Origin of the sequence: Dorea ammoniilytica (assembly GCF_025567415.1) — a bacterium.
GTDB classification, from domain to species: Bacteria; Bacillota; Clostridia; order Lachnospirales; family Lachnospiraceae; genus Claveliimonas; species Claveliimonas ammoniilytica.
In genome coordinates, this window is the sequence record NZ_JAOQJV010000008.1 from 58,149 (window position 1) to 81,468 (window position 23,320).

The window sequence follows — 23,320 nt, forward strand, 5'->3', positions numbered from 1 at the left end:
AGTTTATTTAACGGGTATGACATTTTTTCCACAAAACAGAGTGCACTCTAATTAAATTCTACATATTTCCCTAACAGTTTCTTAAGGAACTTCACACTTATTTTCCAGATCTTACATATTTTGGTCACATTCCTTCGATATACTATAATCATCAACAGGAAAACGAAACACCTAATGATAGAAGACGGCGGTTGTGTAGAATCGCTTCACACAACCGCCGGACTTCGCCTAAAAGCTAAGATGCTTTGGCATCTCTTATATAGATTTTTTCTTCTTCTCCGATCGGCTTATCAAGCCGGTCGTTTCTTATGCACTGCTTTTCCAGCAACCACACCGGACACCGCCAGCAATATAATCCACAGGCCGATATCTGACATGTCTCCTGTCCGCGCCACGTTTCCTGTCTTCTCTCCGGTATAACCGTTTTTGAACCGTATCTCATTCACTTTATTACCCTCTCTATTGACCACGATCATCTGTACCCCCAGACCGCCGTCTGTCAGATTCTCTACATACACTGAGATCTCATAGGTCTGTTTATCATAATCATAACCCTTTTCTTCTTTCTGAACAGACTGTTTCAGCGTATAATGCCATATTCCAGTACGCGTATATGTGATCGGTCCGACCTCGTTTTTTTCGCTTCCTTTCATGTCAAATACATACCGGTCTCCGTCACTTTCATCCGGCATCGGGGCATCCTGTTCTTCCCGGATCAGTTCATACCGGAATGTCTGGTTCCTCTTATCTGGCAGCTTATTCCTGGTCTCAAATTGCTGCACAACAGGAATCATGACAGATGCCGTCTGTTCTGCTCCCAGTACTTCTTCTGCCGGAAGCAGAATCAAGCTGACGGCGGCGCATAATATTAACTTTTTTATTTCCATTTTCATGTTTCCACTTCCTTATTTATAATTCTGTCTAGCTTTACTGCCTTATTATTTCTTTGATTTCACATCAAATGGATTCTCATACATTTCCTCTGTGATTCTCCCAACCAGTACATACCTTCCATTTGTCCTGCCGGAATCACAGGTCGACAGAGCCAGAAGATGTTCCTTCACAGACAGTTCCGTTTCCCGATAATACATTGCTTTTTCACGCAGACAGGACAGATATTTCTCCTGCTCATCCTCTGTCAGTGTCACGTTGTAGATCATATCATCGTATGCGTCTGTTTCCAGAAATGCGATAAATTCCAGTCCATGATCCTGAGCATTATAATACAGCCTGCCATACCGATGTTCTTCAAAAAATGGTCGTTCTGCAAAACACTCCAGCTCACCAAGCATGGTCTTCTTTTCCATATGATGACCATAGATCACATGATTCAGATCAGTAAAATCTGCTGCATTCTGACAATCCAGGAACAGGCTTCCTGACAGAGCGAATTCTCCGGTAATATCCGTATTTACGTATTTGGTATTATTGTCTGCCTGTGCAAATGGATAATCAATCTTCGTTCCATATACCGTAAGCCATCCGATCACTTCCGGATTGATTGCCTGTAGTTCCCGGAACGAAAGATCATCATCCTCTTCCGGTCGCCAGGTCTCATAATTTTCCATATCTGCACTCTGATATATCTGCCTGTCATCCCATAAAGTGTACACGCCATACCCTCCCAGGATCAGAACAATCACCAGCACAATCAGATTCACCAGTTCATCTAATACCCTGATAACACTTCTCTTCATCGTATCCATCTCCCGGCTGTATCTCTGCCCCTGTCATATCCGTTTCCTATCGCATCGATTACTAACGCATCTGTCTGCGTTTTGTAAGGAACAGAACTGCCATAGCACTCACTGCTGCCAAAATCAATACGATAGCCGTCATATGGTTCATGATCACACCTGTGATTGGCACATTTTTATAGGTATTGGTAAAATCAACAGTATTCTCTTTTTCACCGATCAGATTGGTTGCATTTCCATCTGCTGTAGCAAGCGACTCTGGCTCAGAAGATGCTGTTTTATTCACTGTCGCAGTTCCATTTTCCACAACTTTTACGCCAGGTGTATAATCATCTGCTGCCCCTGTTTCTACCACTTTGTAACGTGTACCTGCTGCCAGTCCTGTAAACACAAGGTTCTCGCCATCATGCAGTTTAAATGATGCTGTTGCAGTTGTTCCGGTTCCAAAGTTCAGTGTAACGGTCTCATTGCCGATCTTACCGGTATAAGATGTATTGTCATCTGTTGCTGCCCGGTACATGGTAATTGTAAAATCAAAGTCCTTCGTCTTATCAGCCAGATCATGGTCACCGGAACCGCTCGTATGCTTTGTTACCGTCAGCGATGCATCCTGTCTGCGATACGTGTTCAGAAAACTTAAAGCCGGTGTTTTATTCTCTCCATCTCTTGCCACAGTATTGGCAATCTGAAGTCCATTCTCGGTATTCTCTACATACACATCCATATAATAGGTGTTCTGATCATAGGTTATATTCGTATTTGTCACACTCTCATTAACCTCTGTCACCTTATAAGTGTATTTTCCTGCATGAGGAAATTCTCCAAAATTGATCTGTTGATTTTTCCGCATCAGATAGACCCCATTGGTCAGATTACCTTTATCTGTGTTGCTGTTATAATTAATCGGTGACACCTGAGCCGTCGGTGCATCCGCCGTTACTTTCTCTAATGTGAATTTAAAAGAAACAGATGGCACATCCATTCCTTCTGACATCTGGAATATCTTCTGAATCTCCGGTGAATTTCCCATCGGAGCTGCTTCCTCTGCCATTGCTGTTGTACCGGTACACACTGCCAGAGTCAGTGCTCCCACCATTGCCAGTGCTCGAAATCTTTTAGACTGCATCATAATATCTTCTCCTCCTCAAATTCTTATTTATAAAAAGCTCACCGCTTTTTACCCAATGCATTCACTTATATATTTCTTCTTCTGATCACTGTCATTACTACGCCCTGGACATCCTTCAGATCGGTCGTTCCATAGATTCTTCCGTCTTCTGCCGATATCCGGTTATCTCCCAGCACAAATACCTGCCCGTCCCCGACCGTTAACGGATAATCTATTCCATCCTTATACGGTAATGTCTCTGTATAGATATCTGCTTCCCGCTGCTGATAACCATTGACGCTTAGTCCTTCCTCTGTCACATCCACTACATCACCAGATACTGCTGCCACTCTTCGTATCTGCCTGCCGCCATCCTGCTTGATTACCACTACATCTCCTGTGTGGTACTCCTGCGTGATCCGGTCATAAATTACCAGATCGCCTGCCCGGATTGCCGGATTCATCGCTTCATCGTCGTTCCGGCAGATTCCAAGCAGAAAGATCCATACCACTGCAAAAATGATTCCAAGTAACAATATTTTCAGCAGCAACCACTTCACATCTGCGAGAAGTGAATTATTTTGTTTCTTTTCCATTTTAATCATTTCTCCGTCGTCTGATCAATGCGATGCATAACATGCCTGCCCCCGCCAACAATACCAGTGCACCACCCACCGCAAAGCTGCCGGCGTCACGGATACCGGAATCTGGGATTTCTTCCATATATCGGTTGATGACCGTTGCCGTTCGATCCGCAGACAGGGTTCCTTCACATGTTTCATAAGATGTCTGATATCCTTCCCTATCTGCCAGAACTTCGGTCACCTGATAGCCGGTTCCCACCGGCAGTTTCTCGATGCATACCTGTTCACCGTCACAAAGCGAAACTACCGCTTCGCCATGGCTGTCAAATTCCACTCCTCCATAGCTTCCGGTTACCGGATTACCATTCTTGTCTGCCAGACGGATCTTTATTTCAAACTGCTTTGTCTTATCGCCAAGCTTTCCTTCCACTTTTTTCTGAACAGTCAGTGACGGCATCCGTGTATTGATTGCCACATATCCTTGTTCGGCATCACCGGTAATCTCTGATTCATATCCATCCACAGCGTCTTCTGCGATTCGATAAGTATGTCCCTTTGCCACATGGATAAATGTTCCCGCCCACTGATTCTCCGCATTAAGCGTTAATGTCCGATATTCGGTCTGCTCGTTATCCTGATATAACCGAATTACAACCTGATCCGGAAGAGTTGTATTCTGGTTCGTATTTTCCCATCTCTTAGTTACTGCAATCTGTGTATCTGATACCTGCACAACCGGTTTTTCCTGATATGCATCCGTATCTGGTGCCGCGCCGTCTGTACCATAGGTATAGGTAAGAGACACTTTTTCATTAACATTGGAGTAGAATCCATTCTTTTCTGCGCTTGTCGCATTACCCGGTGCATCACTTTCTGCACTTCCTGTATGCGGATAGACACCATTCTGATCAGCATATTCGTCATATGCTTTCTGCGTCGGTTTCACTTCGAAATTCACTGCATACACGGTATCCTTATCTAATACAAAACCACTTTTAAATGCTGCTGTAACAGTCTTAGTATCCGCATGATACTGCACCTGAACGGTTCCCTCCCGGGTAATATTCGTTGTTACCCCTCCTTTTGTTGCTGTCACAGTATAATTCATTCTATTATCCGGTAATTCCACATAATCACTGAGTACATCTGTGATCGTCACATCCCGGCAGGTATACTCGATACTCTCTGCAATTTCTTTAAATGCATCCGCTAACTGATCACTGTCTGCTGCTTTATAATATTTTGTAGCCGATGCACTGGAGCTCTTCAATAGATCTGACATTCTGGTATTACCGCTTCCCCACGCTGAACCGAATCCAATGGTATAAAATGCATTTAATCCGGTAATCTGTCTGAGCTGGCTCTGTGCATGATTGTAAGCATCAGAATCATAACTGCTGCCATTACCAGCGGTATCACCCCGACTGTCATAATAAAATGTTGGTTCTCCATCTGACAGGAACACTACGATTTTCTGTGCATCTGACCTGCATTTTCCAAGCAACTCTGCCCCTGTCCGAAGACCTGCTTCCCAATTCGTACCGCCATAAGCACTTATGCTCTTCACACTGTTATCAATCGTTGCTTTGCTGTCCGTCCATACCTGCTCTGCCCAGGCATCGTTGTATGTTCCGTCACTCTTATTTCCGCTGTAACTCACAACAGCCATCCTCGCATCCAGTGTGGATCTGGTTCCGAGAATTGCTTCTGTAAGACCATTTGTCCCGGACACTACATTTTTCAATACAGCCATCTTAGACTGTCGCTTATACCCATTTCTGATTTCTTCGTTCATACTCCCGGACTTATCTATGATAAGCAGGACATCTACTTTTGGTCTGATACTTTCGGAAGCATAGGCTCCTTTAACATCCAATGTCAGCGTATAGCTGTCATTGCCGTTATATTGGATATATTTATGATGCTCCGGCACTACTTTCCTGACAGTGCTTTGCTGGAGGTTCATCATGAGGGGAGATGCCGTCACATCCTCTGTCTGGCTCTCTTCTGTCTGTTCTGTTTCAGGCTGATCATCCCCAGACGGTTCCATCTCTTCCTGTACCTTGTCCGTTTTCTCCTGGGCAGTACTTTCGGTCGTATCCTTCTGCGTCCCTGCTTCCCCCACATCTACATCCACCTGTTCCATAGATATATCCCCTGTCAGCTCACCTGCATAGACCGATATAGTACTCATTCCAAGAAGCATTGCCATAACAAGCATCACCGCCAGCAGCCGGCTCTTCCTGGACTGTCCATGATATCTTCTCTTCTTCACATCCGCCCCTCCCTTTCTCTGTGCACTTTTCAAGGCTGTAGTAAGAATATATGCAATTTTTGTGACAGGCATACCAACATTTGCCAGTTAATTTTCGACAAAAAGAAGGCAGATATATAACTCTTCTGGGGGGTATCGCCCGAGAGTCATATATCTGCCTTACGATAATGTCAATAGATGCCAGGATTGCGGGAGTGCAGAGCACGAAGCAATCCACAGGCATCATAATTAGATTTTTGGGCAAAAGTTCATTACTTCTGCCACTCTTTTACTTCTTTTCTAAGCCATTCAGCCCAAGATTCAAATCCTTCTCCGGTCTTTGCCGATACGAAGATCACTTCTGCTTTTGGATTCAGCTTATGGATCCGTTCTTCTACAGCCTCCTTGCTGAAATCATCAAATACACACAGGGTATCGCATTTATTAATGAGTACCACATCACAGATAGAGAACATCAGCGGGTACTTTAACGGCTTATCATCACCTTCCGGCACTGAAAGGATCATTGCATTCTTTGCACTTCCGGTATCAAATTCTGCCGGACATACCAGATTACCGACATTTTCCAGCACTACCAGATCCAGGTCTTCGGTGCCAAATTCATGAACTCCCTGTCTCGTCATATCCGCATCCAGATGGCACATACCACCGGTATGGATCTGAATAGCCCTGACACCAGTCTCTGAGATTGCCTGTGCATCTACGTCCGAGTCAATATCTGCTTCCATGACTCCAATCTTCATCTCGTCCTTCAGCATCGCGATTGTGCGCTTCAGCGTTGTTGTCTTGCCTGCTCCCGGAGATGACATCAAGTTCAGGAGAAATGTGCCCTCTCCTTTCATTTCCTGACGGAGTCTTTCTGCATCTGCGTCATTGTCTTCGAAGATGCTTCTTTTTACTTCGATAATCTTGTAGTCTTTCATTCTTCGCTTACCTCGATTTCTTTAATCTGATGTTCATTGCCCTGTACCAGATAAGTATGTTCACTGCCACAATATGGACATATCTTCCCGTGCTGAACCGTCGGATAGGTCTCCTCGCAGTCCTCACAGAATGTGATTGCAGGAATCGTCTCAATCTCCAGCTCACATCCATCCATCAGTTCGCTCTTGGAGCATTTCCATTTCCAGCAGTCCTTCAGATAATATGGGATGATCGTTGACACCTCGCCGATCTGCAGTACTACTTTTCTTACCTTCTCTGCCTGATTCTCCAGTGCAATATTCTCTACTGTCTTCACTATATGAAAGACAATTCCCAGTTCGTGCATAGTGCTTCCTCTTATCTCTTCCTGTTCTTAAGCTTTCTTCCCGCAGTCTGTGCCTGCTTCTTTGCAAGCTTCGCTGCAGCTCCAGCCTGTTTTGCGGCAGATCCTGCATATTTCTTGATCACAGGAATCTTAGACGCTGCCGTCTTCACACCCTGACCGGCCATATACTTGCCAATTTCCTTAAATTTATCCTCAGAACGTGTCATCTTTGAACATTCCGGATGATCTCTATGCAAATGAATTGCATCAAATTCACACTTGGTTGTACAGATACCACAACCGATACATTTATTCTCATCCACTACAGAAGCACCGCAGCCTAAACATCTGCCGGCTTCCAGATGTACCTGTTCCTCAGTCAGCATACCTCGCAGATCACGGAAGGAATGCTTTTTATCTTCCTTCGCAGTTTCCGCTGCTTCCTGACGCCCGATGGTGTCATATCCACTTACCATAATATCATCTTTATTCAGTTCATGGAAGTCTCTGCGGTTACGTCCAATGGTCATGCTAGCGCCTGTATGTACATAGCGGTGCAATGATTCTGCTGCACATTTACCAGCCTCAATCGCATCAATTACAAACTTCGGTCCTGTATATACATCTCCGCCCACGAAGATATCCGGCTCTGCGGTCTGGTAGGTCAGTGGATCTGCCACCGGATAATTGCCATGCCAGAATTCTACCTTGGTGCCCTCCAGCAGATCTCCCCACTTGATGCCCTGTCCAACTGCAAAGATCAGGTGGTCACACTCTACGGTGATCGTGTTATTCTCATCATACTGCGGATTGAACTTGCCGGATGCATCCTTTACAGAAATGCATTTCTGGAATACAACTGCTTTTACCTTGCCATCGGCATCCTTCTGAATCTCCTTCGGTCCCCAGCTGTTCTCGATCGCGATTTCTTCTTCCAGCGTCTCACGGATCTCGTCTGCAGATGCAGGCATCGTCTCACGATCCTCCAGACAGTACATAGCCACATGTTCACCGCCAAATCTTGCTGCTGTTCTTGCACAGTCTACCGCTACATTACCGCCACCGATAACAACTACATTGCCAGACATCTTCTGTGTCTGATCTTCTGTTGCCCGATGGAGAAAATCAACTGCGATTTCAATATCTTCTGCGTCACTTCCCGGAATCGGCGGTACTTTACCATCCTGACATCCGATTGCTACATAGAATGCCTGATATCCATCTTCGCGGAGTTCCTTAATCGTAATATCCTTACCAATCTCTACTCCACATTTGATCTCTACGCCGAGATCTCTCAGAACATCAATCTCAGCCTCAATGACGTCTTTTTCCAGTTTGTAAGATGGAATACCATATGTCATCATACCGCCAGGTCTCGCATTTTTTTCAAATACAGTTGGCTTATATCCCTTAGTTGCCAGATAGAATGCACAGGAAAGTCCTGCCGGACCTGCTCCGATAACCGCAATCTTCTGATCCCATTCCGTCAGGCGGTTCGATGCGATCACTACCGGCGGTACATATCTTGTCTCTTTATGCAGATCCTGTTCTGCGATAAACTTTTTAATATCATCAATGGCTACTGCCTGATCGATGGTTCCTCTGGTACATGCTGCCTCACAACGCTTATTGCAGACACGTCCACAGATTGCCGGGAAAGGATTATCTTTCTTAATCAACGCCAGTGCTTCCTGATACTTACCTTCTTTTGCTTTGCGGATATATCCCTGTACCGCTACGTATGCCGGACAGGCTGCCTTACATGGCGAAGTACCTGTCTCATAACAGTTGATACGGTTATTATCACGGTAATTCTCGTCGTATTTATCCTTACCCCATACCAGCTTATTCGGTAATTCATGCTTTGGATAAGCCACCTCTGTTCCATCTTTCTTACACAGCTTCTGTCCAAGCTTAACTGCTCCTGCCGGGCAGTATTCCACACACTTGCCACAGGCAACACATTTATCCTTTTCTACTTTTGCCGTATAAGCACTTCGGCTCATATTCGGTGTATTAAATAACTGCGAAGTACGAAGCGCATTACAGATATTTACATTACAGTTACAGATACCAAAGATCTTATTCTCACCATCGATATTTGTAATTTGATGTACGAAACCATTATCTTCTGCTTTGCGAAAGATTTCCATTGCTTCTTCGTATGTAATATCGTGACCTTTGCCTGTCTCACGGCAGTAATCTGCAAAGTCCCCCACACCGATACACCAATTCATCTCATCATCCGCACATCCTTCATCCAGTACTTTGCGGCTGGCACGGCAAGAACACTGTCCTACACCAATGTGCCCTTCATATTTCTTTAACCAGTAGGAAATATGCTCCAGATCAATGGTTCCATTCTCCATAGAGATTGCTTTTTCAACCGGTATTACATGCATGCCGATACCGGCTCCGCCCGGCGGTACCATATGCGTAATACCGTCCAGCGGAACAAATGTCATGCGCTCAAAGAAGCTTGCCAGTGCCGGATGCTCACGCAGACGCTTATTGCCCTCCGGTCCCTCCTCCATGTTAAATAACTCTGCAGATCCCGGTACAAACATCGGCAGACAATATCTTCTGTCAGATGGGCCGGGAATCGCTCCGTTGTGATCATAATTATTGCCATAGTCATATTCCAGCAGACCGATATAGCTCATCTCATCCAGCAGTTCCTGAAAATGCGCTTTATCCTTTTCTTCTACTTTATTCAGTTTCCACAGCTCTTCAATTTTATAGTGATGGCGTAGCTTCATCTTCAGTGCCACATCTGCCATCTCATCTGTCACGATCTCTGCCAGTCCCCAGTACTCCGCGTCATCAACGGTAACTCCTTTGATCTTATGCGCTGCTACATCTGTAATCTTTCTTCCAAGCTTTAAGATCTTCTCGCTTGGTCTTTTGTCTCCCATATGCGGCGGGATAACCGCTTTACTTAATTCCGGCATTCCAATACCTCCTTATTTTTTCTTACACCCATTTTATGATGCCAGGGTCAAAAGGTCTAAATCCACATGAGCTTGCTCATAAGTGGATGAAAGACATTGGGACCCGCCCCAATATGAGCCTAAAAGTGGGATGCTAATCCCACGATATGCGAATATTGGGTAGGATTGTGGGAGTGCGACGCACAGAGCAATCCGCGGCATCATAGTTGGAACTTTTCATCATTATTGTGCCTGAACTGCTCCGAAATGCAGTTCCCGCATACCCTCTACCTCATCACAGATCTGTTTCAGGCTACAGGACTGGCAGTTCATGGCAATATCTTTTAATATATGATCGATTGCTCTGGTGATCTGCTCTGCTTTCTTCACCTGCCGTTCCAGTTCCCGGTATGGAAAATCCTCCATCGTCAGAAAAATCAGCTTAACAGCTTCTACCGCCGGGTTCTTATGGTAAGCTCTGAGGAACATATTTCCGATCTTTTCAAAATCAAGCCCTTTCCGCAGGGCATCCTTCCCGATTCTTACCATTTCCCGCTCACTGGCTGCGGAGATCCGCATCATATACCCTTCCGGATACATATGATATTTGGTATATTCCAATCTCCGGATCTGATTATATAAGGCATCTCCTTCGCCCATGATATCTTCCTTCACCCGCACCAGTGCAAGTCTGGCAAATGCAGTATTTTTTCGGATCTGTGGCAGATCTTTTCCGTACAGCCAGATCTCATCTCCGGATACCAATGCCGCATCTGCTGTCAGCATCTGGCTTCCGATCGCAGGAAGATTATCTCCACCCAGTTCATATGCCATCTCACTGCGCAGGATCATGCTTTCTTTTCCGATATCTTTCCAGGAACCTGCCGCTTTTGTCCGAAGCTTCTTACCAGACTGCGTTTCCAGAAGATGCAGGCTCTCATGGATTACTTCGTCATATAATCTCATTATAACTTCCGCTCCCTTGGCACACGGTCATGCCATTTCTCCAGATACGGCTCCAGAGCTGCTGCCGCTTTCATATCCAGATTGAAAAAATATACGATAAACGTCACAACAAAAAACAGCACTGAAGCAATTCCCAGTATTCCTAAGATCTTTTTTAATTTCTTTCCTGCCTCTTTCATGCTGCGCCTCCCTTTTGTCTTGCAAATTCAGCTGCTCCGATTGCTCCGATCAGCTGTGGATCTACCGGAAGATCGATAACTTTCAGTTTCAATACCTTCTCAATCGCAGCCTTTAATCCTTCATTCTTCGCACAGCCACCGGTCAATGTGATCCGGTCTACGGCTCCTGCTTTCTTGGACATTACGAAACATCTCTTTGCCACCGATAACTCAATACCCGCTGCGATCTCATCCATCGGCTTTCCTTCACCCACCAGTGAAATAACCTCACTCTCAGCAAATACAGTACACTGTGCCGTGATCGGAATCACATTCTTTGCCCGAAGTGCCAGCTTCGAAAACTCTGTCAGATCCATCTCAAATGCCTTTGCCATTGCTTCAAAGAAACGTCCTGTTCCGGCTGCGCATTTATCATTCATCGCAAAGTTCAATACCGTTCCATCGGTATCTACCGCAATTCCCTTGACATCCTGACCGCCGATGTCAATGATCGAACGGACACTTGGATCTGCCACATGCACGCCCATCGCGTGACAGCTGATCTCGGATATATTTTCATCTGCAAACGGTACTTTATTTCTTCCATAACCGGTTCCTACCAGATAGGCAAGATCCTTCGCACTCTTAAGGTCCGGCACCTGTGCCACTGCCTCATCCAGTGCAGCCTGTGCACTGAGTACGGAATTAATCCGGCTTCTTAACGTAACGTCTGCTACCATTTTGCCAGTCTCATCCAAAATCACACATTTCGTATAGGTACTTCCGGAATCACATCCTCCATAATATTTCATACTCTCATCCTCCTACCATGAACTTCCGTCGTCGATCTCTTCCAGACTCGGATCTAACGGCTCTTCTCTGAGCACGCTTCTCATGTAACGATTTACATCCTGTCTGAGACTTGCTCTCGGCACGACTCGTGGATCCATCAGATCATGTGTTGCCCAGATTAATTTGATTCCATGTATTCTCGCCTGCTCTTCAAACATGCCATGCATGCCATCAAGCGCCTTACAGCTCATATGCTCCCACAGAATAACCATATCTGCATTAAACTGCTCACAGAATCTCCAGAGGTCATCCAGCAGTACCTTGTAACCGCCATGTGTACGGTTGCGCATAATCATATTTTCATACAAATGAGCCATATCGTAGATTGCCTGTTCCGGATCGTCCTCCGAGATCATCCTGGTAGATACCAGACTCAGCATATCCACCAGTGGCAGAATGCCCCAACAGTTCTGCAGCCACGGTAGGAAATCTGTATAATACTGTGCCTGTACGCCCCAGATAATTGCGCGATGGCGGTACTCCGGCACGATCATTTCTTTCTTCTTATAGGAATCCATGGCAAGCTTCGTGATCTTCTTATCCGCATCTAAAAATGCAGGAACCTTTCCACCGATTGCCATGTACACGGTCTCTGTATACAACGCCAGATTCGCTCCGATTACCTGCGGATACTCGGTCGTGCTCATATCCAGCCATTCCAGACGTTCTCTGGTCTCCGCATTGAATCGCTTTGCACATTCAAAATACGCATCCCAGTCCCATTTCTCTCCGGTACAGTCTTCGATGAACTTGATCGCATTGCGGATCTCCTGAGCCGCATACTCCTGCACGCCATCTTCCGTATGACGCATCGGCGCTGCTAACTGGAAGCACGGAATGCCATGCTCACCTTCCAGACGTCTCGCCATAATGCCATTTCCCATCATGCTGCCGTCGCAGGTGGTATTACACTGGATTGCGCATGCTCCAAATATCGGGAAGTCATCCGCGATCGATACGCCGGCTTCTGCTTCCGGCATCGGACAGACATCACCGGACAGACCGTATTCCTGTGCCACATCGATGTACGGACACACGGCATCCTGCTGAAGCAATACACTGACATAGACCGCCGGAATCTCACGTCCCAGACCGATCAGATTCGGGAATCCGCACAACAGATGGGACATCTCATTTTCGTCCAGAATAACGATCTTCTTGGATAACGCTTCATCCTTGCCAATATTCTTATCTGCCTGAAACATATTCTGCATCAGCTTCGCAATATCTTCCACAACCAGATCATATTCCGTATGTGCGATCCGCAGATGATTACCTCTGAGTCCGGCTGTATGGCGGTCTACCATCATCGGTACCGCCAGATAATTAACCATCCACCGATAACGGAAAAACGCTTTTACATTATTTTTATTCATCATGAATTTGCCGAGCACGCCCATGTTATGCATCCATCTGCTGTAGTCATAGAGCGTATCCTTCACGCCGCGCCACTCTCTGCGCTTCCGCACCTTTTTCCCCGGCTGATACAGGTCTCCGAGGCGCTCACTTCCGATCTTCTTTCCCATTACTTCGCACCTCCCTGCTTCTTATGAATCTTCTTGATCTCGATACTTTCCACAAATGCCTGTACTCTTGTACGAAGTTGTCCGGAAGAGCCGATGGCGTACGGTCTGTCAACCGACAGCACCGGATATCCGTATTCTTCTCTCAGTACATGCGAACCGACCATCCGCTCGTAAGCCCGTCTGCCGTTGATCTTCTCCGAATTCATATATCGTGCACACTGGCTGGCATACATATAATGCCGGCACACCTGCGTCACCACATCTTCCGTATCATTCAATTCGATGACCTCTCTGCCAGGCATTGCTCCGAAGCAGAAGCGGTCAGCCACCACAAGTGCTCCCGACTCTTCTACCAGACGGATCATATCCACATCGTCGATCTCCGATCCGACCATCACAACCTTCGCCCGCCAGTTTTTCTTCGCATCCGGCTCTCTGGTCTTCAGCTCTTCCAGTGTCTCTTCCAGCTTTTCAACCAGCATATCTTTTGGACAGACATAGGATGCCAGTGTGATCATATGATACTCATATCCGGTAATTCTCGGATTCTCTTCCTTCCGAAATTCGCCAATCTGACTGATCAGATCACAGACCTTATTATGGTTCTCAACCGCTTTCCTGAGTGCTTCTTCGGAAATGTCGATGCCGTACACTTCATGCAACGGCTCCAGAATCTTTCTCTTACATTCTGATACATAGATGGATAAGCCATTGTCATCCGCTTTCATCGGAACCTCCATATGTTGGTAGAAAAATTTCTCGCTGGTCATCGTCTCAAGCAATTCCATATTTTCCACTGCACGGTTGATCATCGCACACGCATCCGGCGCAATCAGACAGTCCAGAAACTGATATCCACCCTCAATCGCCCGCTCCAGCAGTGCTCTGCTGTACTCGCACAGGAAACTCGTCAGATAATAGGTTCCCATTTCCATCGAGCCGGTTCGCGGTGCACGCAGACGCACCGTAAATGTTCCAGGCAGCTCTAACAGAACTTCCGGCACCAGACTACAGACACTTCCCACGCACACTCTTCCTTCGTCCTTTGCCGCCCGCACCAGTTCGTTATTGGCATCATCCAGTAACTTCTCAAAAAAATACAAATGCTTTAAATCTTTCATCCCGTTTCCTCTTCGCTTTTAATCTCCAGAACTTAACAGCTACAGTATCTCCAGCTTCTTCAATGCTTCTCTTGCTCCCCTGACAATTGCTGCATCATCTGACAGGTAGAATACATTTTCCCCTTTCAGATCGAACTCTGCCAGCGATGAATCCGATGGTATTACGGACAGTACCGGCAAATCTCCCAAATCCATATACTGGACAATGGATTCGTCCGGAACACGGTTAATAATTACACCCGCCTGCTCGTACATTACCAGTTCATCTGCCACTTTACGGATTGTCTGCACAACCTGTGTACCCTTGCGGCTGGTATCTGTGATCAGCACCAGATGTGTTACTTTCTCCATAACTCTCCGATTAATCTGCTCAATTCCCGCCTCGCCATCGATCACGATATAATCAAAATTCGATGACAGGATACGAATAACCTCTTTCAGGTACGTATTGATCTTACAGTAACATCCTGCTGCCTCCGGTCTGCCGATCGCAATAAACGAATATCCGTCCTGTTCTACCAGTGCATCCATAATACGGTATCTGGCTTCCCCTAAAAGCTCTACCGCTGTCTTGGTATCACCATCTTCCGCTGTCTCTACAACTTCTTTCCGAATATCATCAATGGTAATCTCCACATCTACCCCTAACGCTGTCGATAATCCAACCGCCGGATCTGCATCAATCGCCAGAATCTTCTTATCCGGAAATGCTGATACCAATACCTTCACCATCGATGCCGCCAGCGAGGTCTTGCCTACACCTCCCTTTCCAGCCATTGCAATAATTTTTGATTCCATATGCTGCCTCTCCTTCCTGTGTATCTGAATCGCTTGCTATATCAGATGATTTCTCAATCCTTTTTTACGCTTTCCGATTGCTTCATACGTTACACTCTAATGTCGCAAATTCCGACACTATCTTATATTGTCTATTTTCTAACAAACCAGCATTTTTGTAAATTGACAGAGCATACAAACTTCTGTCTGATTTTTTTCTGGTCGTGGTCAGACCAAAATTTGTTGACATTTTTTATCAATATATAAAAAGAACGCTATAAAAGCGTTCTTTTCATTTTTATTACTTTTGGTATATATAATTGCATTTGTCTAGAATTTATGTTATACTCAAACAGAACAACCGTGTTACAGGGTGGCTGACCTCTATTCTACATAGAGTGGAGGTGATGCTTATGAACAATAATCATTTTGATTTCAAAGACCTTATGGCTTTTGGCATGTTCATTCTTGCATTGCTAACATTCATTTTTATGTTTAGCAAATAACGCATTAAAGCATAGAAAAACCACCCCGAAACTTTGACCGGCGAAAGGGTGGTAATTCTATTATCCCAGAGGTCAACCCACCTTGTGGGCGGTTGTTCTCTTTTATGACTCAACTATAACATATCTAACAGCAGGATTCAAGCAAATCAAGAAAGATACAAATCATTTCTTATATTTATTTTGTAACCTTTCCACCACCTCATTTGTATAATTACACAAGCAGAAAACAATTTAAAAATGAGCAGCACATCCGGACATGACTCCTTCGAGTGGTCGTGGTCAGACCACTTTTTATTGACTTTTCCTTATCCCTCTGCTACCTTGAACTTATCAACTGAAAAGGATCGTGACCACTATGAAATTCAAAGCCATCAACACCTTATCCATTAAAGAATTATTCATTTCCCAGATTGAAGAGATGATTCTCTCGGGCGAACTGAAGCCTGGGGACAAGCTTCCTACTGAGCGGGAGCTTGCAGATGAGATGAATATCAGCAAGACCATCGTCCACGATGGCATCCGGGAACTTGCGCGGATCGGCTTTCTGGACGTAATATCGAGAAAAGGCATCTACGTAGCAGATTATACGTTTACCGGTAATCTGGAAACACTTCTTGCCGTCATCCGCTATCGCGGTGATACATTGGATTCGAAAATGATTACCAGTCTTCTGGATGTGCGTATTTATCTGGAATGTCCGGCTCTGGAGATTCTCTGTGCCTCTCGCACGGAAGATGACATTGCCCGGCTGGAAATCTTGCAAAGTGACATGAAAAAAGCCCTCGATGCAGATATCGAAAGCTTTGCTAACACGCTGTTTCTCTATCGGAGAGCTATCGTCTCACTTAGTGGCAATTGCATTTCACCCATGATTATGAATGCATTCTTTAACGCTTCCATTACCGCCTGGACAGATTACTGTGAATTTATCGGCAGAGAACCCACCTATAAGTCTCTGCTCCAGACAACGGAATACATCCGTAACCGGGATGCTACAGCTGCTATTCATTTGTTCAAAGAGCAGATTGATCAGTACCGCTCTCATTTTGAACACCCTCATGTGACGGATGACCCTGTAGCAAAAATGAAAGGAAGGAATAACTAATAAAGCAAAAACAAATCACACGAATCGGTCTGCTGTTTGCCCATAAGCTGATCGGCATTGGTCTTGGAACAGCACTGGCTGTACTGGGAGTCGGACAGGTGATTGCCTTATCCAATCATATGTGTCATATGTGCATGGATAAGCTTACTGCCGCCGCAGGCATTTCTTAAAATCACCGGCAGCTCCATAGGCATCCCCCAGATCCAATTCTGTCTTAAGATCACTGTTCAGGTATACGGTCTGATTTGTCTTCTTGTTATGCACACATAGCCACCCATTGTCACCGCCATATGAAATGCTTTCATAATCATTAGAACGCTTCACATTGCCCTCCAGATCAAAGAGCACATTACCACCAATCGGCAGTTCGTCTTCATCATATAACATGCTGCCGGTATCTGCGATCACATACTTCCGGTCTCTGGTAAAATACATACTTATAATGCCAGACACTCCCATGCCGCTCACATCTTCATCTGATATCAATACCTTTCCACTCTGATCCACCAGCTCATAATCGCCATCATCCGTTGTAACAATCTCGACATCTGTCGGAGCAGAATCAGCATCTGCTGTCTCTTCTTCTGCTTCTTCAGAAACAGCATCTTCCGCCTCTACAGGCGTATAATTATCCATCTCTTCCAGCAGTGCCTCTCCGTCATAATAGCCGCCGCCCTCTTCTTCGATTCCTTCTCCATGCTCCTCCAGTATCTGACCTCTCTCATCCAGCACATAATACCTATATGCTTCTGCTTCACCCTGCGTATCCGTATAAACAGACTTGTACGCAAGGATCCGGAATCCATCATCCGTCATCCCCATGGTAATCTCGTCAAACATACATGCGACTACACACTCTCCATATTCATTGATCAGTCCTGTTGCGACCTCGTCGCCCTCATTGACCTCCGCCAGATACTGATACTCCTCATGCAGTTCTTCCTGATCCGGTTCCTGATAGCTTAACTCCTGCTGAATCTGCTTTTCGGAAGGTCCGCACCCTGTCACCAGAGCCGGAATCATCAGCATGCTCAGTGTCATTGCTATCCGCATTATCCTGTTCTTCATAGATGATATCCTCACTTTTTCCTCATTCTTTGCCTGAATCATAACTTTGTGAAGATTATACCATGAGCTGGGCGTTGATAGCAATTCAGCTTTTTGAAAGCCTTTACTTATGCACAGTTATTACATGATTCACCACCTGTGTAATCTCGTCATCATGGCTGACTATAATAATGATTTTATCCTTTTTTATCTGTCGCAGCAATGTATACAGTTCTTTGCGACTCCTCTGATCCAATGCTGATGTAGGTTCATCAAATATAAGAACTTCTGCGTCTTTTGCCAGTGTTCTCACGATTCCAATTCATAACTTTGATGGTAGCTGCAACCAAGGCCGGAGACACCAGAACCATGACAGAACCTAAAACAGGACGCATAAAAATACCCTCCTTACTGGTTGTCCAGTAAAGAGGGTACATATCATTTTTCACACGCCCTGTTTTATATTCTTCCTTTATGCAAGAATCGGCTTCAATCCTTCTGCTAACTGATCTTTCTTTGCCTGGGCTTCAGCCAGATCTTTGCCAAGTGTGGTGAAGTATGTCTTAATCTTTGGCTCTGTTCCTGACGGGCGCACGATTACGGTTGCTCCGTCTTCCATGCTGTAGATCAGTACATTAGCTGCCGGAAGTCCGGTCTCTTCCGTCTTCTTGTAATCGGTAGCTTTGACTACCTTCACGCCTCCGATCTCTGTCGGCGGATTATCACGGAGTCCCTGCATAATAGACGCCATCTTATCCATACCGGTAAGTCCCGGGAACTCGAAGCTGTCTACCTTGTTCAGGTAACGTCCGTACTCACTGTAGATCTCTTCCATTCTCTGCTTCAGAGAACTTCCGATACTTCTATAATATGCTGCCATCTCGCAGATCAACATAGATCCGATTACGGCATCCTTATCTCGTACATATGGTCCTGCCAGATATCCGTAGCTTTCCTCAAATCCGAAGATAAAACGGTCTACTTCTCCGTCAGCTTCCAGCTTGGCGATCTGATCACCGATCCATTTGAATCCTGTCAGTACATTGCGAAGCTCTACGTCGTAATGCTTAGCCACAGCATCAGCCAGTGGTGTGGATACGATAGACTTCACTGCTACTGGGTTCTCCGGCATCGTACCCTTCTCAATACGTCCTGCACAGATGTAATCCAGAAGCAGTACACCTACTTCATTACCGCTTACCAGCTCATAAGATCCATCCGGGCACTTCATCGCGATACCTACACGGTCTGCATCCGGGTCTGTAGCGAGCATCAGATCTGCGCCCTTTTCCTTTGCAAGATTCAGTCCCAGTTCCAGAGCCTCAAAGATCTCTGGGTTAGGGTAGCTGCATGTGGTGAAGTATCCATTTGGATATTCCTGTTCCGGCACGATAGTAATATCTGTCACGCCGATATCCTTTAATACCTGTGTTACCGGCACTAATCCCGAACCATTCAACGGGCTGTATACAAGCTTCAGTCCTGCTGTCTTGCACAGACCCGGACGAACCTGTCTGGACTCGATCGCATCATAAAGTGCTTTCTTACAGTCATCTCCTACGAAATGAATCAGACCTTTTTCTACACCTTCTGCAAATGACATGTATTTGGCACCTGTCAGCACGTCCGTCTTCTGGATCTCTTCATATACTACTGCTGCCGCATCATCAGTCAGCTGGCATCCGTCCGGTCCGTAAGCCTTATATCCGTTATACTTGGCAGGATTGTGGGACGCTGTCACCATAACACCTGCATTACACTTATAATAACGTGTTGCAAATGACAGAGCCGGTACCGGCATCAGTGCGTCGTAGATTCTTACCTGAATGTCATTGGCTGCCAGCACTCCTGCTGCAGTCTTGGCAAATACATCACTCTTCAGACGACTGTCGTAGCTGATTGCTACCGTCTGGCTTCCACCCTGTGTCTTTACCCAGTTAGCCAGTCCCTGTGTTGCCTGACGTACTACATAAATATTCATACGGTTCGTTCCTGCTCCCAACACACCACGAAGTCCGGCTGTTCCGAACTTCAATGCCAGTGCAAAACGCTCCTTGATCTCATCATCATTACCTTCAATTCCCGCTAATTCCGGTCTCAGATCCGCGTCTTCCAGATCTGTATTCAGCCAGCGTTCATATTCTTTCTGATACATTTTCACCACTCCCAGCTTTTTATTTCTACAACTTTTGTTCAATATTACAAAAATCTAATTATAATATACCATGTTTACAGATGTCAGGCAATCAAAAAGCACGTAATATCATGATGTCACAATTCCTCATGTGTGCTATACTACTGTTATTGAATTATATTAATGGGCAGGAGCCCTGACTATGACCTATGGAGGGAATTATTATGAATACATCTCATACAGTCTGTCAGATTGAACACCACGCAATGATGTTTGCCTTTCTTTCCAAACATGCGATCCGCCTCTGCGGTAATCGCGGAAAGGACGCCATTCTGGATGCCATGACCGAATATGGCAAAGAACGGGGACGGCGCATGGCTCTGAATGCACAGGCACACGGAGATCCGCTGAACACCATGACGAATCAGGCTTACGGCGAGTGGAAACCCGACTATCCGGGACAGATGGAATTTGGCCAGCTCTGTACGGAGCCGACACTGCAGACCTACATTTCCAAATGTGCCTGGTGTGAAGCCTGGCAGAAGCACCACATTACCGAATACGGCAAATACTACTGTGTCAATGTTGACAATGCTGTCTATCAGGGATTCCGTCCGGACTTTACCTGCACTCCGATCAGCACTTCTATGAGCTGGGGCGGTGACTGCTGTAAATTCGACTGGGGACATCCATTATCCGCTGAAGACATTGAAGCGCTTGCCACTAAAAAACAGGAACTTGGCACATCCTGCATGAAGGATTTCAATTTCCATACCGCACATCTGATGCACACTCTTATCCGCGTCCTGACAAAACAGTTAGGTGCTGCCGGTGAGAAAGCCGTCACACTGGCTCTCACCGAGTATGTAGACACCTTTGGTCAGGAATATCTGGATGTGCTGGATACTATCTCATTGGATGAGATCTATCCATTCGAAGTATAGCTTGTCTATGAAAAACTGACATTATCATATCTATGCGAAAGGAATTATTTTTATGAATCTTATTGACAACTGGCTTACTACTAATAAGGAAGAACTGATCCACATTGCCAGTGATATTTTCTGTCATCCGGAGACCGCTTATCAGGAGACGTATTCGTCCAAACGGTTAGCGGACTTTCTGGAAACGCAGGGATTCCAGGTAGCCTGGAAAACAGCTGGCATCGATACTGCATTTACCGCTGTCTGGGGTTCCGGCAAACCAATGCTTGGATTTCTGGCAGAATACGATGCACTGCCGGAGATTGGTCATGCCTGCGGACATAATCTGCTTGGAACTGCGGTCTGCGCTGCAGCCTGTGCCCTCAAGGAAGACATGACTGCTTCCGGTGCACAGGGAACGATCATTGTGTACGGCTGTCCTGCCGAAGAGATCATGTCCGGCAAGATTGTCATGAATGATGCCGGTGTCTTTGATGATCTCGATGTAGGCGTTATGTGGCATCCATTTGACCGCAATCGCATCAGCAACGACATCTGGCAGTCACAGGATATCAAGAATTACACCTTCCACGGCATCAGTGCCCATGCTTCCAAGTCACCGGAAAATGGACGAAGCGCGCTGGATGCTGCGGAACTGATGAATGTCGGAGTCAATTATCTGCGCGAGCATGTCTCTGACGATGTGCGTATGCATTATGCATATCTGGACAATGGTATTCCGGCAAATGTAGTCCCGGACATTGCCAGGACCAATTACTTTATCCGCTCTGCCAAACGTTCCCGCACCGAGGGCGCCAGCCGCCGGGTAGACGACTGTGCAAGAGGTGCTGCGTTGATGACCGGCACGACCGTAGATATTGAGCTGGTCAAGAGCTGCAAGGAAATGAAAGTAAACCGCGTGCTGGCAGAACTCTACTACGATGCTATGACACGCATTCCGGTGCCGGAATACACCGATGAAGAACTTAAATTTGCGGCAGACGTCAGTAAAGAAGCCGGTTTCGAGAACCACGGCGTATACTTTACCGGACTGGAACCGTTAGAAAATGCTCCGGTACCGATCTCTATCGGTACTGACGCTTCACAGGTCAGCCATACGATTCCACTGATCACAGTCAGTGCAGCAACCATGTGCAAGGGCACACCGCTCCATCACTGGGCTGCCGCCAAACAGGCCGGTATGAGCATTGGTCACAAAGGTATGCTTTACGCTGCCAGATGTATGGCGGAAGGTACAAAGCTCCTGATGGAGACCCCGGGCGCCATCGAAAAAGCCTGGGAATGGCATAATACACACGAATAAATTCATTTATGGGATAAGAAAGGACAGGTGATCGAAATGATTACAAAGAAACTTGGAATTATCGGATGTGGCAATATGGGCGGTGCAATCCTTTACGGTGCACTCGAAAGCGGTGTTATCGCTAAGGAAAATGTCTATGTATACGACATCAACCCTGAGATGCGCGAAAAGGCTGCCGGATGGGGTGTTACTGTTGCAGCAAATGATGCAGAAGTATGCGACAAATCAGAGCTCATCCTTTTGGCTGTGAAGCCTCAGAACGCAGCAGAAGCACTGGCTATGTGCGAGAAATCTCTGGATGGCAAAGCGCTCATGTCTATCGTTGCCGGAACATCTGTCGAGAAGCTGCAGAGCATGACTGACGGAACTCCTCGTATCCTGCGTATCATGCCAAACACTCCGGCTATGGTATACGAAGGAGCATTTGCACTGTGTTCAGACAATGACCTGAAAGAGGACGAACTTGCAGCAGCTAAGACATTATATGAAACAATCGGTATCGTAGAAATGGTTCCTGAACACCTGATCAATGCTGTATGCGCACTCAGCGGCGGCGGTCCGGCTTATGCAGCTATGTTTATCGAAGCACTGGCTGACGGCGGTGTAAAACAGGGACTTCCTCGTGCAACAGCTTACAGACTGGCTGCGCAGACCTGCCTTGGAACTTCTAAAATGATCCTTGAAAAAGGACTTCACCCGGGACAGATCAAGGACATGGTAACTTCTCCGGCAGGAACCACCATCGAAGGATGCGAGAAACTGGAAACAGGCGGTATGCGTGGTGCTGTTATGGAATGCATTAAAGCCGCAGCTGACAGAGGTAATAATTTCTAAATTAATTACTTGCATTTTTTTAAAAATTTTATTAATATATGAAGTAAGACAAGGGCGTTTCAATTTACATTGAAGCGCCTTTATGCATATATAGGGTTTTTATGCATAATTATACATGTAATTGTATTTTCTTGCATAAAACTATTGACTTTCTGTATAATGAAGTGCATAATTACCGACATAGTTTATTATTGACGGTTGTTA

Annotated in this window: 21 protein-coding genes; 4 read left to right on the forward strand and 17 right to left on the reverse strand. The window is 45.9% G+C overall.

Annotated features, from left to right (window positions below):
• Window positions 1-290: 290 nt before the first annotated feature.
• The 14 genes from OCV65_RS07800 to OCV65_RS07865 form a co-directional block, all read right to left on the reverse strand.
• Complete coding sequence (locus tag OCV65_RS07800) at window positions 291-893, reverse strand: Spy0128 family protein (protein WP_262581588.1); 603 nt, start codon at window positions 891-893, stop codon at window positions 291-293.
• A 45-nt stretch (window positions 894-938) separates the two neighbouring features.
• Window positions 939-1,697: a class B sortase gene (srtB, locus tag OCV65_RS07805; RefSeq protein WP_262581589.1), complete on the reverse strand. Its 759-nt coding sequence runs from the start codon at window positions 1,695-1,697 to the stop codon at window positions 939-941.
• A 61-nt stretch (window positions 1,698-1,758) separates the two neighbouring features.
• Window positions 1,759-2,826, reverse strand: a complete 1,068-nt coding sequence (locus OCV65_RS07810) for a DUF7601 domain-containing protein (protein ID WP_262581590.1) — start codon at window positions 2,824-2,826, stop codon at window positions 1,759-1,761.
• Between the two features lie 65 nt (window positions 2,827-2,891).
• Window positions 2,892-3,401, reverse strand: a complete 510-nt coding sequence (gene lepB, locus OCV65_RS07815; protein ID WP_262581591.1) for a signal peptidase I — start codon at window positions 3,399-3,401, stop codon at window positions 2,892-2,894.
• Between the two features lies 1 nt (window position 3,402).
• Window positions 3,403-5,664, reverse strand: coding sequence for a DUF7604 domain-containing protein (locus OCV65_RS07820; protein WP_262581592.1), 2,262 nt, complete (start codon window positions 5,662-5,664; stop codon window positions 3,403-3,405).
• Between the two features lie 251 nt (window positions 5,665-5,915).
• A complete protein-coding gene (hypB, locus tag OCV65_RS07825; protein WP_118382851.1) occupies window positions 5,916-6,587 on the reverse strand; it encodes a hydrogenase nickel incorporation protein HypB in 672 nt (223 codons plus the stop codon).
• The gene (locus OCV65_RS07830; protein WP_118382850.1) at window positions 6,584-6,934 is read right to left on the reverse strand and encodes a hydrogenase maturation nickel metallochaperone HypA; all 351 of its coding nucleotides are present in this window, start codon (window positions 6,932-6,934) and stop codon (window positions 6,584-6,586) included. The genes hypB and OCV65_RS07830 overlap by 4 nt, the downstream gene beginning before the upstream one ends.
• Before the next feature lie 11 nt (window positions 6,935-6,945).
• Window positions 6,946-9,864: an FAD-dependent oxidoreductase gene (locus OCV65_RS07835; protein ID WP_262581593.1), complete on the reverse strand. Its 2,919-nt coding sequence runs from the start codon at window positions 9,862-9,864 to the stop codon at window positions 6,946-6,948.
• Window positions 9,865-10,086: 222 nt separating this feature from the next.
• Window positions 10,087-10,809: a carbon monoxide dehydrogenase gene (locus OCV65_RS07840; RefSeq protein ID WP_262581594.1), complete on the reverse strand. Its 723-nt coding sequence runs from the start codon at window positions 10,807-10,809 to the stop codon at window positions 10,087-10,089.
• Window positions 10,809-10,988 (reverse strand): hypothetical protein, encoded by a 180-nt coding sequence (locus OCV65_RS07845; protein WP_118382848.1) that lies wholly within the window; start codon window positions 10,986-10,988, stop codon window positions 10,809-10,811. The genes OCV65_RS07840 and OCV65_RS07845 overlap by 1 nt, the downstream gene beginning before the upstream one ends.
• Complete coding sequence (locus OCV65_RS07850) at window positions 10,985-11,779, reverse strand: acyl-CoA dehydratase activase (RefSeq protein ID WP_118382847.1); 795 nt, start codon at window positions 11,777-11,779, stop codon at window positions 10,985-10,987. The genes OCV65_RS07845 and OCV65_RS07850 overlap by 4 nt, the downstream gene beginning before the upstream one ends.
• Window positions 11,780-11,791: 12 nt before the next feature.
• Entirely contained in the window at window positions 11,792-13,345 is a 1,554-nt protein-coding gene (locus tag OCV65_RS07855) for a 2-hydroxyacyl-CoA dehydratase family protein (protein ID WP_262581595.1), read from the reverse strand.
• Window positions 13,345-14,466, reverse strand: a complete 1,122-nt coding sequence (locus tag OCV65_RS07860) for a 2-hydroxyacyl-CoA dehydratase family protein (RefSeq protein WP_262581596.1) — start codon at window positions 14,464-14,466, stop codon at window positions 13,345-13,347. The genes OCV65_RS07855 and OCV65_RS07860 overlap by 1 nt, the downstream gene beginning before the upstream one ends.
• A gap of 39 nt (window positions 14,467-14,505) precedes the next feature.
• Complete coding sequence (locus OCV65_RS07865; RefSeq protein WP_262581597.1) at window positions 14,506-15,264, reverse strand: ATP-binding protein; 759 nt, start codon at window positions 15,262-15,264, stop codon at window positions 14,506-14,508.
• Between the two features lie 840 nt (window positions 15,265-16,104).
• Here OCV65_RS07865 and OCV65_RS07870 point away from each other — a divergent pair.
• Window positions 16,105-16,854, forward strand: a complete 750-nt coding sequence (locus OCV65_RS07870) for a FadR/GntR family transcriptional regulator (RefSeq protein ID WP_262581598.1) — start codon at window positions 16,105-16,107, stop codon at window positions 16,852-16,854.
• A gap of 144 nt (window positions 16,855-16,998) precedes the next feature.
• Here OCV65_RS07870 and OCV65_RS07875 read toward each other — a convergent pair whose 3' ends face one another.
• From OCV65_RS07875 to OCV65_RS07885, 3 genes are all read right to left on the reverse strand, one after another.
• Window positions 16,999-17,922 (reverse strand): hypothetical protein, encoded by a 924-nt coding sequence (locus OCV65_RS07875; RefSeq protein WP_262581599.1) that lies wholly within the window; start codon window positions 17,920-17,922, stop codon window positions 16,999-17,001.
• 103 nt (window positions 17,923-18,025) lie between these two features.
• Window positions 18,026-18,214 carry an ATP-binding cassette domain-containing protein gene (locus tag OCV65_RS07880; protein ID WP_262581600.1) on the reverse strand — a complete coding sequence of 63 codons (189 nt, stop codon included), beginning with the start codon at window positions 18,212-18,214 and terminating at the stop codon, window positions 18,026-18,028.
• A 159-nt stretch (window positions 18,215-18,373) separates the two neighbouring features.
• A complete protein-coding gene (locus tag OCV65_RS07885; protein ID WP_118384250.1) occupies window positions 18,374-20,056 on the reverse strand; it encodes a phospho-sugar mutase in 1,683 nt (560 codons plus the stop codon).
• Between the two features lie 203 nt (window positions 20,057-20,259).
• Here OCV65_RS07885 and OCV65_RS07890 point away from each other — a divergent pair, with 203 nt between their 5' ends.
• Genes OCV65_RS07890 through proC form a run of 3 tightly spaced genes read left to right on the forward strand, consistent with a single transcriptional unit; the run spans window position 20,260 to window position 23,116 of the window.
• Window positions 20,260-20,979, forward strand: coding sequence for an L-2-amino-thiazoline-4-carboxylic acid hydrolase (locus OCV65_RS07890; RefSeq protein ID WP_262581601.1), 720 nt, complete (start codon window positions 20,260-20,262; stop codon window positions 20,977-20,979).
• A 52-nt stretch (window positions 20,980-21,031) separates the two neighbouring features.
• Complete coding sequence (locus OCV65_RS07895) at window positions 21,032-22,282, forward strand: amidohydrolase (RefSeq protein ID WP_262581602.1); 1,251 nt, start codon at window positions 21,032-21,034, stop codon at window positions 22,280-22,282.
• A 36-nt stretch (window positions 22,283-22,318) separates the two neighbouring features.
• Window positions 22,319-23,116: a pyrroline-5-carboxylate reductase gene (gene proC, locus OCV65_RS07900; protein ID WP_262581603.1), complete on the forward strand. Its 798-nt coding sequence runs from the start codon at window positions 22,319-22,321 to the stop codon at window positions 23,114-23,116.
• Window positions 23,117-23,320: the final 204 nt, after the last annotated feature.

What these genes read in the sequence shown, in the direction of transcription:
- OCV65_RS07800 (WP_262581588.1), bottom strand. Translation starts at nt 893, where the DNA reads ATGAAAATGGAAATAAAAAAGTTAATATTATGCGCCGCCGTCAGCTTG.
- srtB (WP_262581589.1), bottom strand. Translation starts at nt 1,697, where the DNA reads ATGAAGAGAAGTGTTATCAGGGTATTAGATGAACTGGTGAATCTGATT.
- OCV65_RS07810 (WP_262581590.1), bottom strand. Translation starts at nt 2,826, where the DNA reads ATGATGCAGTCTAAAAGATTTCGAGCACTGGCAATGGTGGGAGCACTG.
- lepB (WP_262581591.1), bottom strand. Translation starts at nt 3,401, where the DNA reads ATGGAAAAGAAACAAAATAATTCACTTCTCGCAGATGTGAAGTGGTTG.
- hypB (WP_118382851.1), bottom strand. Translation starts at nt 6,587, where the DNA reads ATGAAAGACTACAAGATTATCGAAGTAAAAAGAAGCATCTTCGAAGAC.
- OCV65_RS07830 (WP_118382850.1), bottom strand. Translation starts at nt 6,934, where the DNA reads ATGCACGAACTGGGAATTGTCTTTCATATAGTGAAGACAGTAGAGAAT.
- OCV65_RS07835 (WP_262581593.1), bottom strand. Translation starts at nt 9,864, where the DNA reads ATGCCGGAATTAAGTAAAGCGGTTATCCCGCCGCATATGGGAGACAAA.
- OCV65_RS07840 (WP_262581594.1), bottom strand. Translation starts at nt 10,809, where the DNA reads ATGAGATTATATGACGAAGTAATCCATGAGAGCCTGCATCTTCTGGAA.
- OCV65_RS07845 (WP_118382848.1), bottom strand. Translation starts at nt 10,988, where the DNA reads ATGAAAGAGGCAGGAAAGAAATTAAAAAAGATCTTAGGAATACTGGGA.
- OCV65_RS07850 (WP_118382847.1), bottom strand. Translation starts at nt 11,779, where the DNA reads ATGAAATATTATGGAGGATGTGATTCCGGAAGTACCTATACGAAATGT.
- OCV65_RS07855 (WP_262581595.1), bottom strand. Translation starts at nt 13,345, where the DNA reads ATGGGAAAGAAGATCGGAAGTGAGCGCCTCGGAGACCTGTATCAGCCG.
- OCV65_RS07860 (WP_262581596.1), bottom strand. Translation starts at nt 14,466, where the DNA reads ATGAAAGATTTAAAGCATTTGTATTTTTTTGAGAAGTTACTGGATGAT.
- OCV65_RS07865 (WP_262581597.1), bottom strand. Translation starts at nt 15,264, where the DNA reads ATGGAATCAAAAATTATTGCAATGGCTGGAAAGGGAGGTGTAGGCAAG.
- OCV65_RS07870 (WP_262581598.1), top strand. Translation starts at nt 16,105, where the DNA reads ATGAAATTCAAAGCCATCAACACCTTATCCATTAAAGAATTATTCATT.
- OCV65_RS07875 (WP_262581599.1), bottom strand. Translation starts at nt 17,922, where the DNA reads ATGAAGAACAGGATAATGCGGATAGCAATGACACTGAGCATGCTGATG.
- OCV65_RS07885 (WP_118384250.1), bottom strand. Translation starts at nt 20,056, where the DNA reads ATGTATCAGAAAGAATATGAACGCTGGCTGAATACAGATCTGGAAGAC.
- OCV65_RS07890 (WP_262581601.1), top strand. Translation starts at nt 20,260, where the DNA reads ATGAATACATCTCATACAGTCTGTCAGATTGAACACCACGCAATGATG.
- OCV65_RS07895 (WP_262581602.1), top strand. Translation starts at nt 21,032, where the DNA reads ATGAATCTTATTGACAACTGGCTTACTACTAATAAGGAAGAACTGATC.
- proC (WP_262581603.1), top strand. Translation starts at nt 22,319, where the DNA reads ATGATTACAAAGAAACTTGGAATTATCGGATGTGGCAATATGGGCGGT.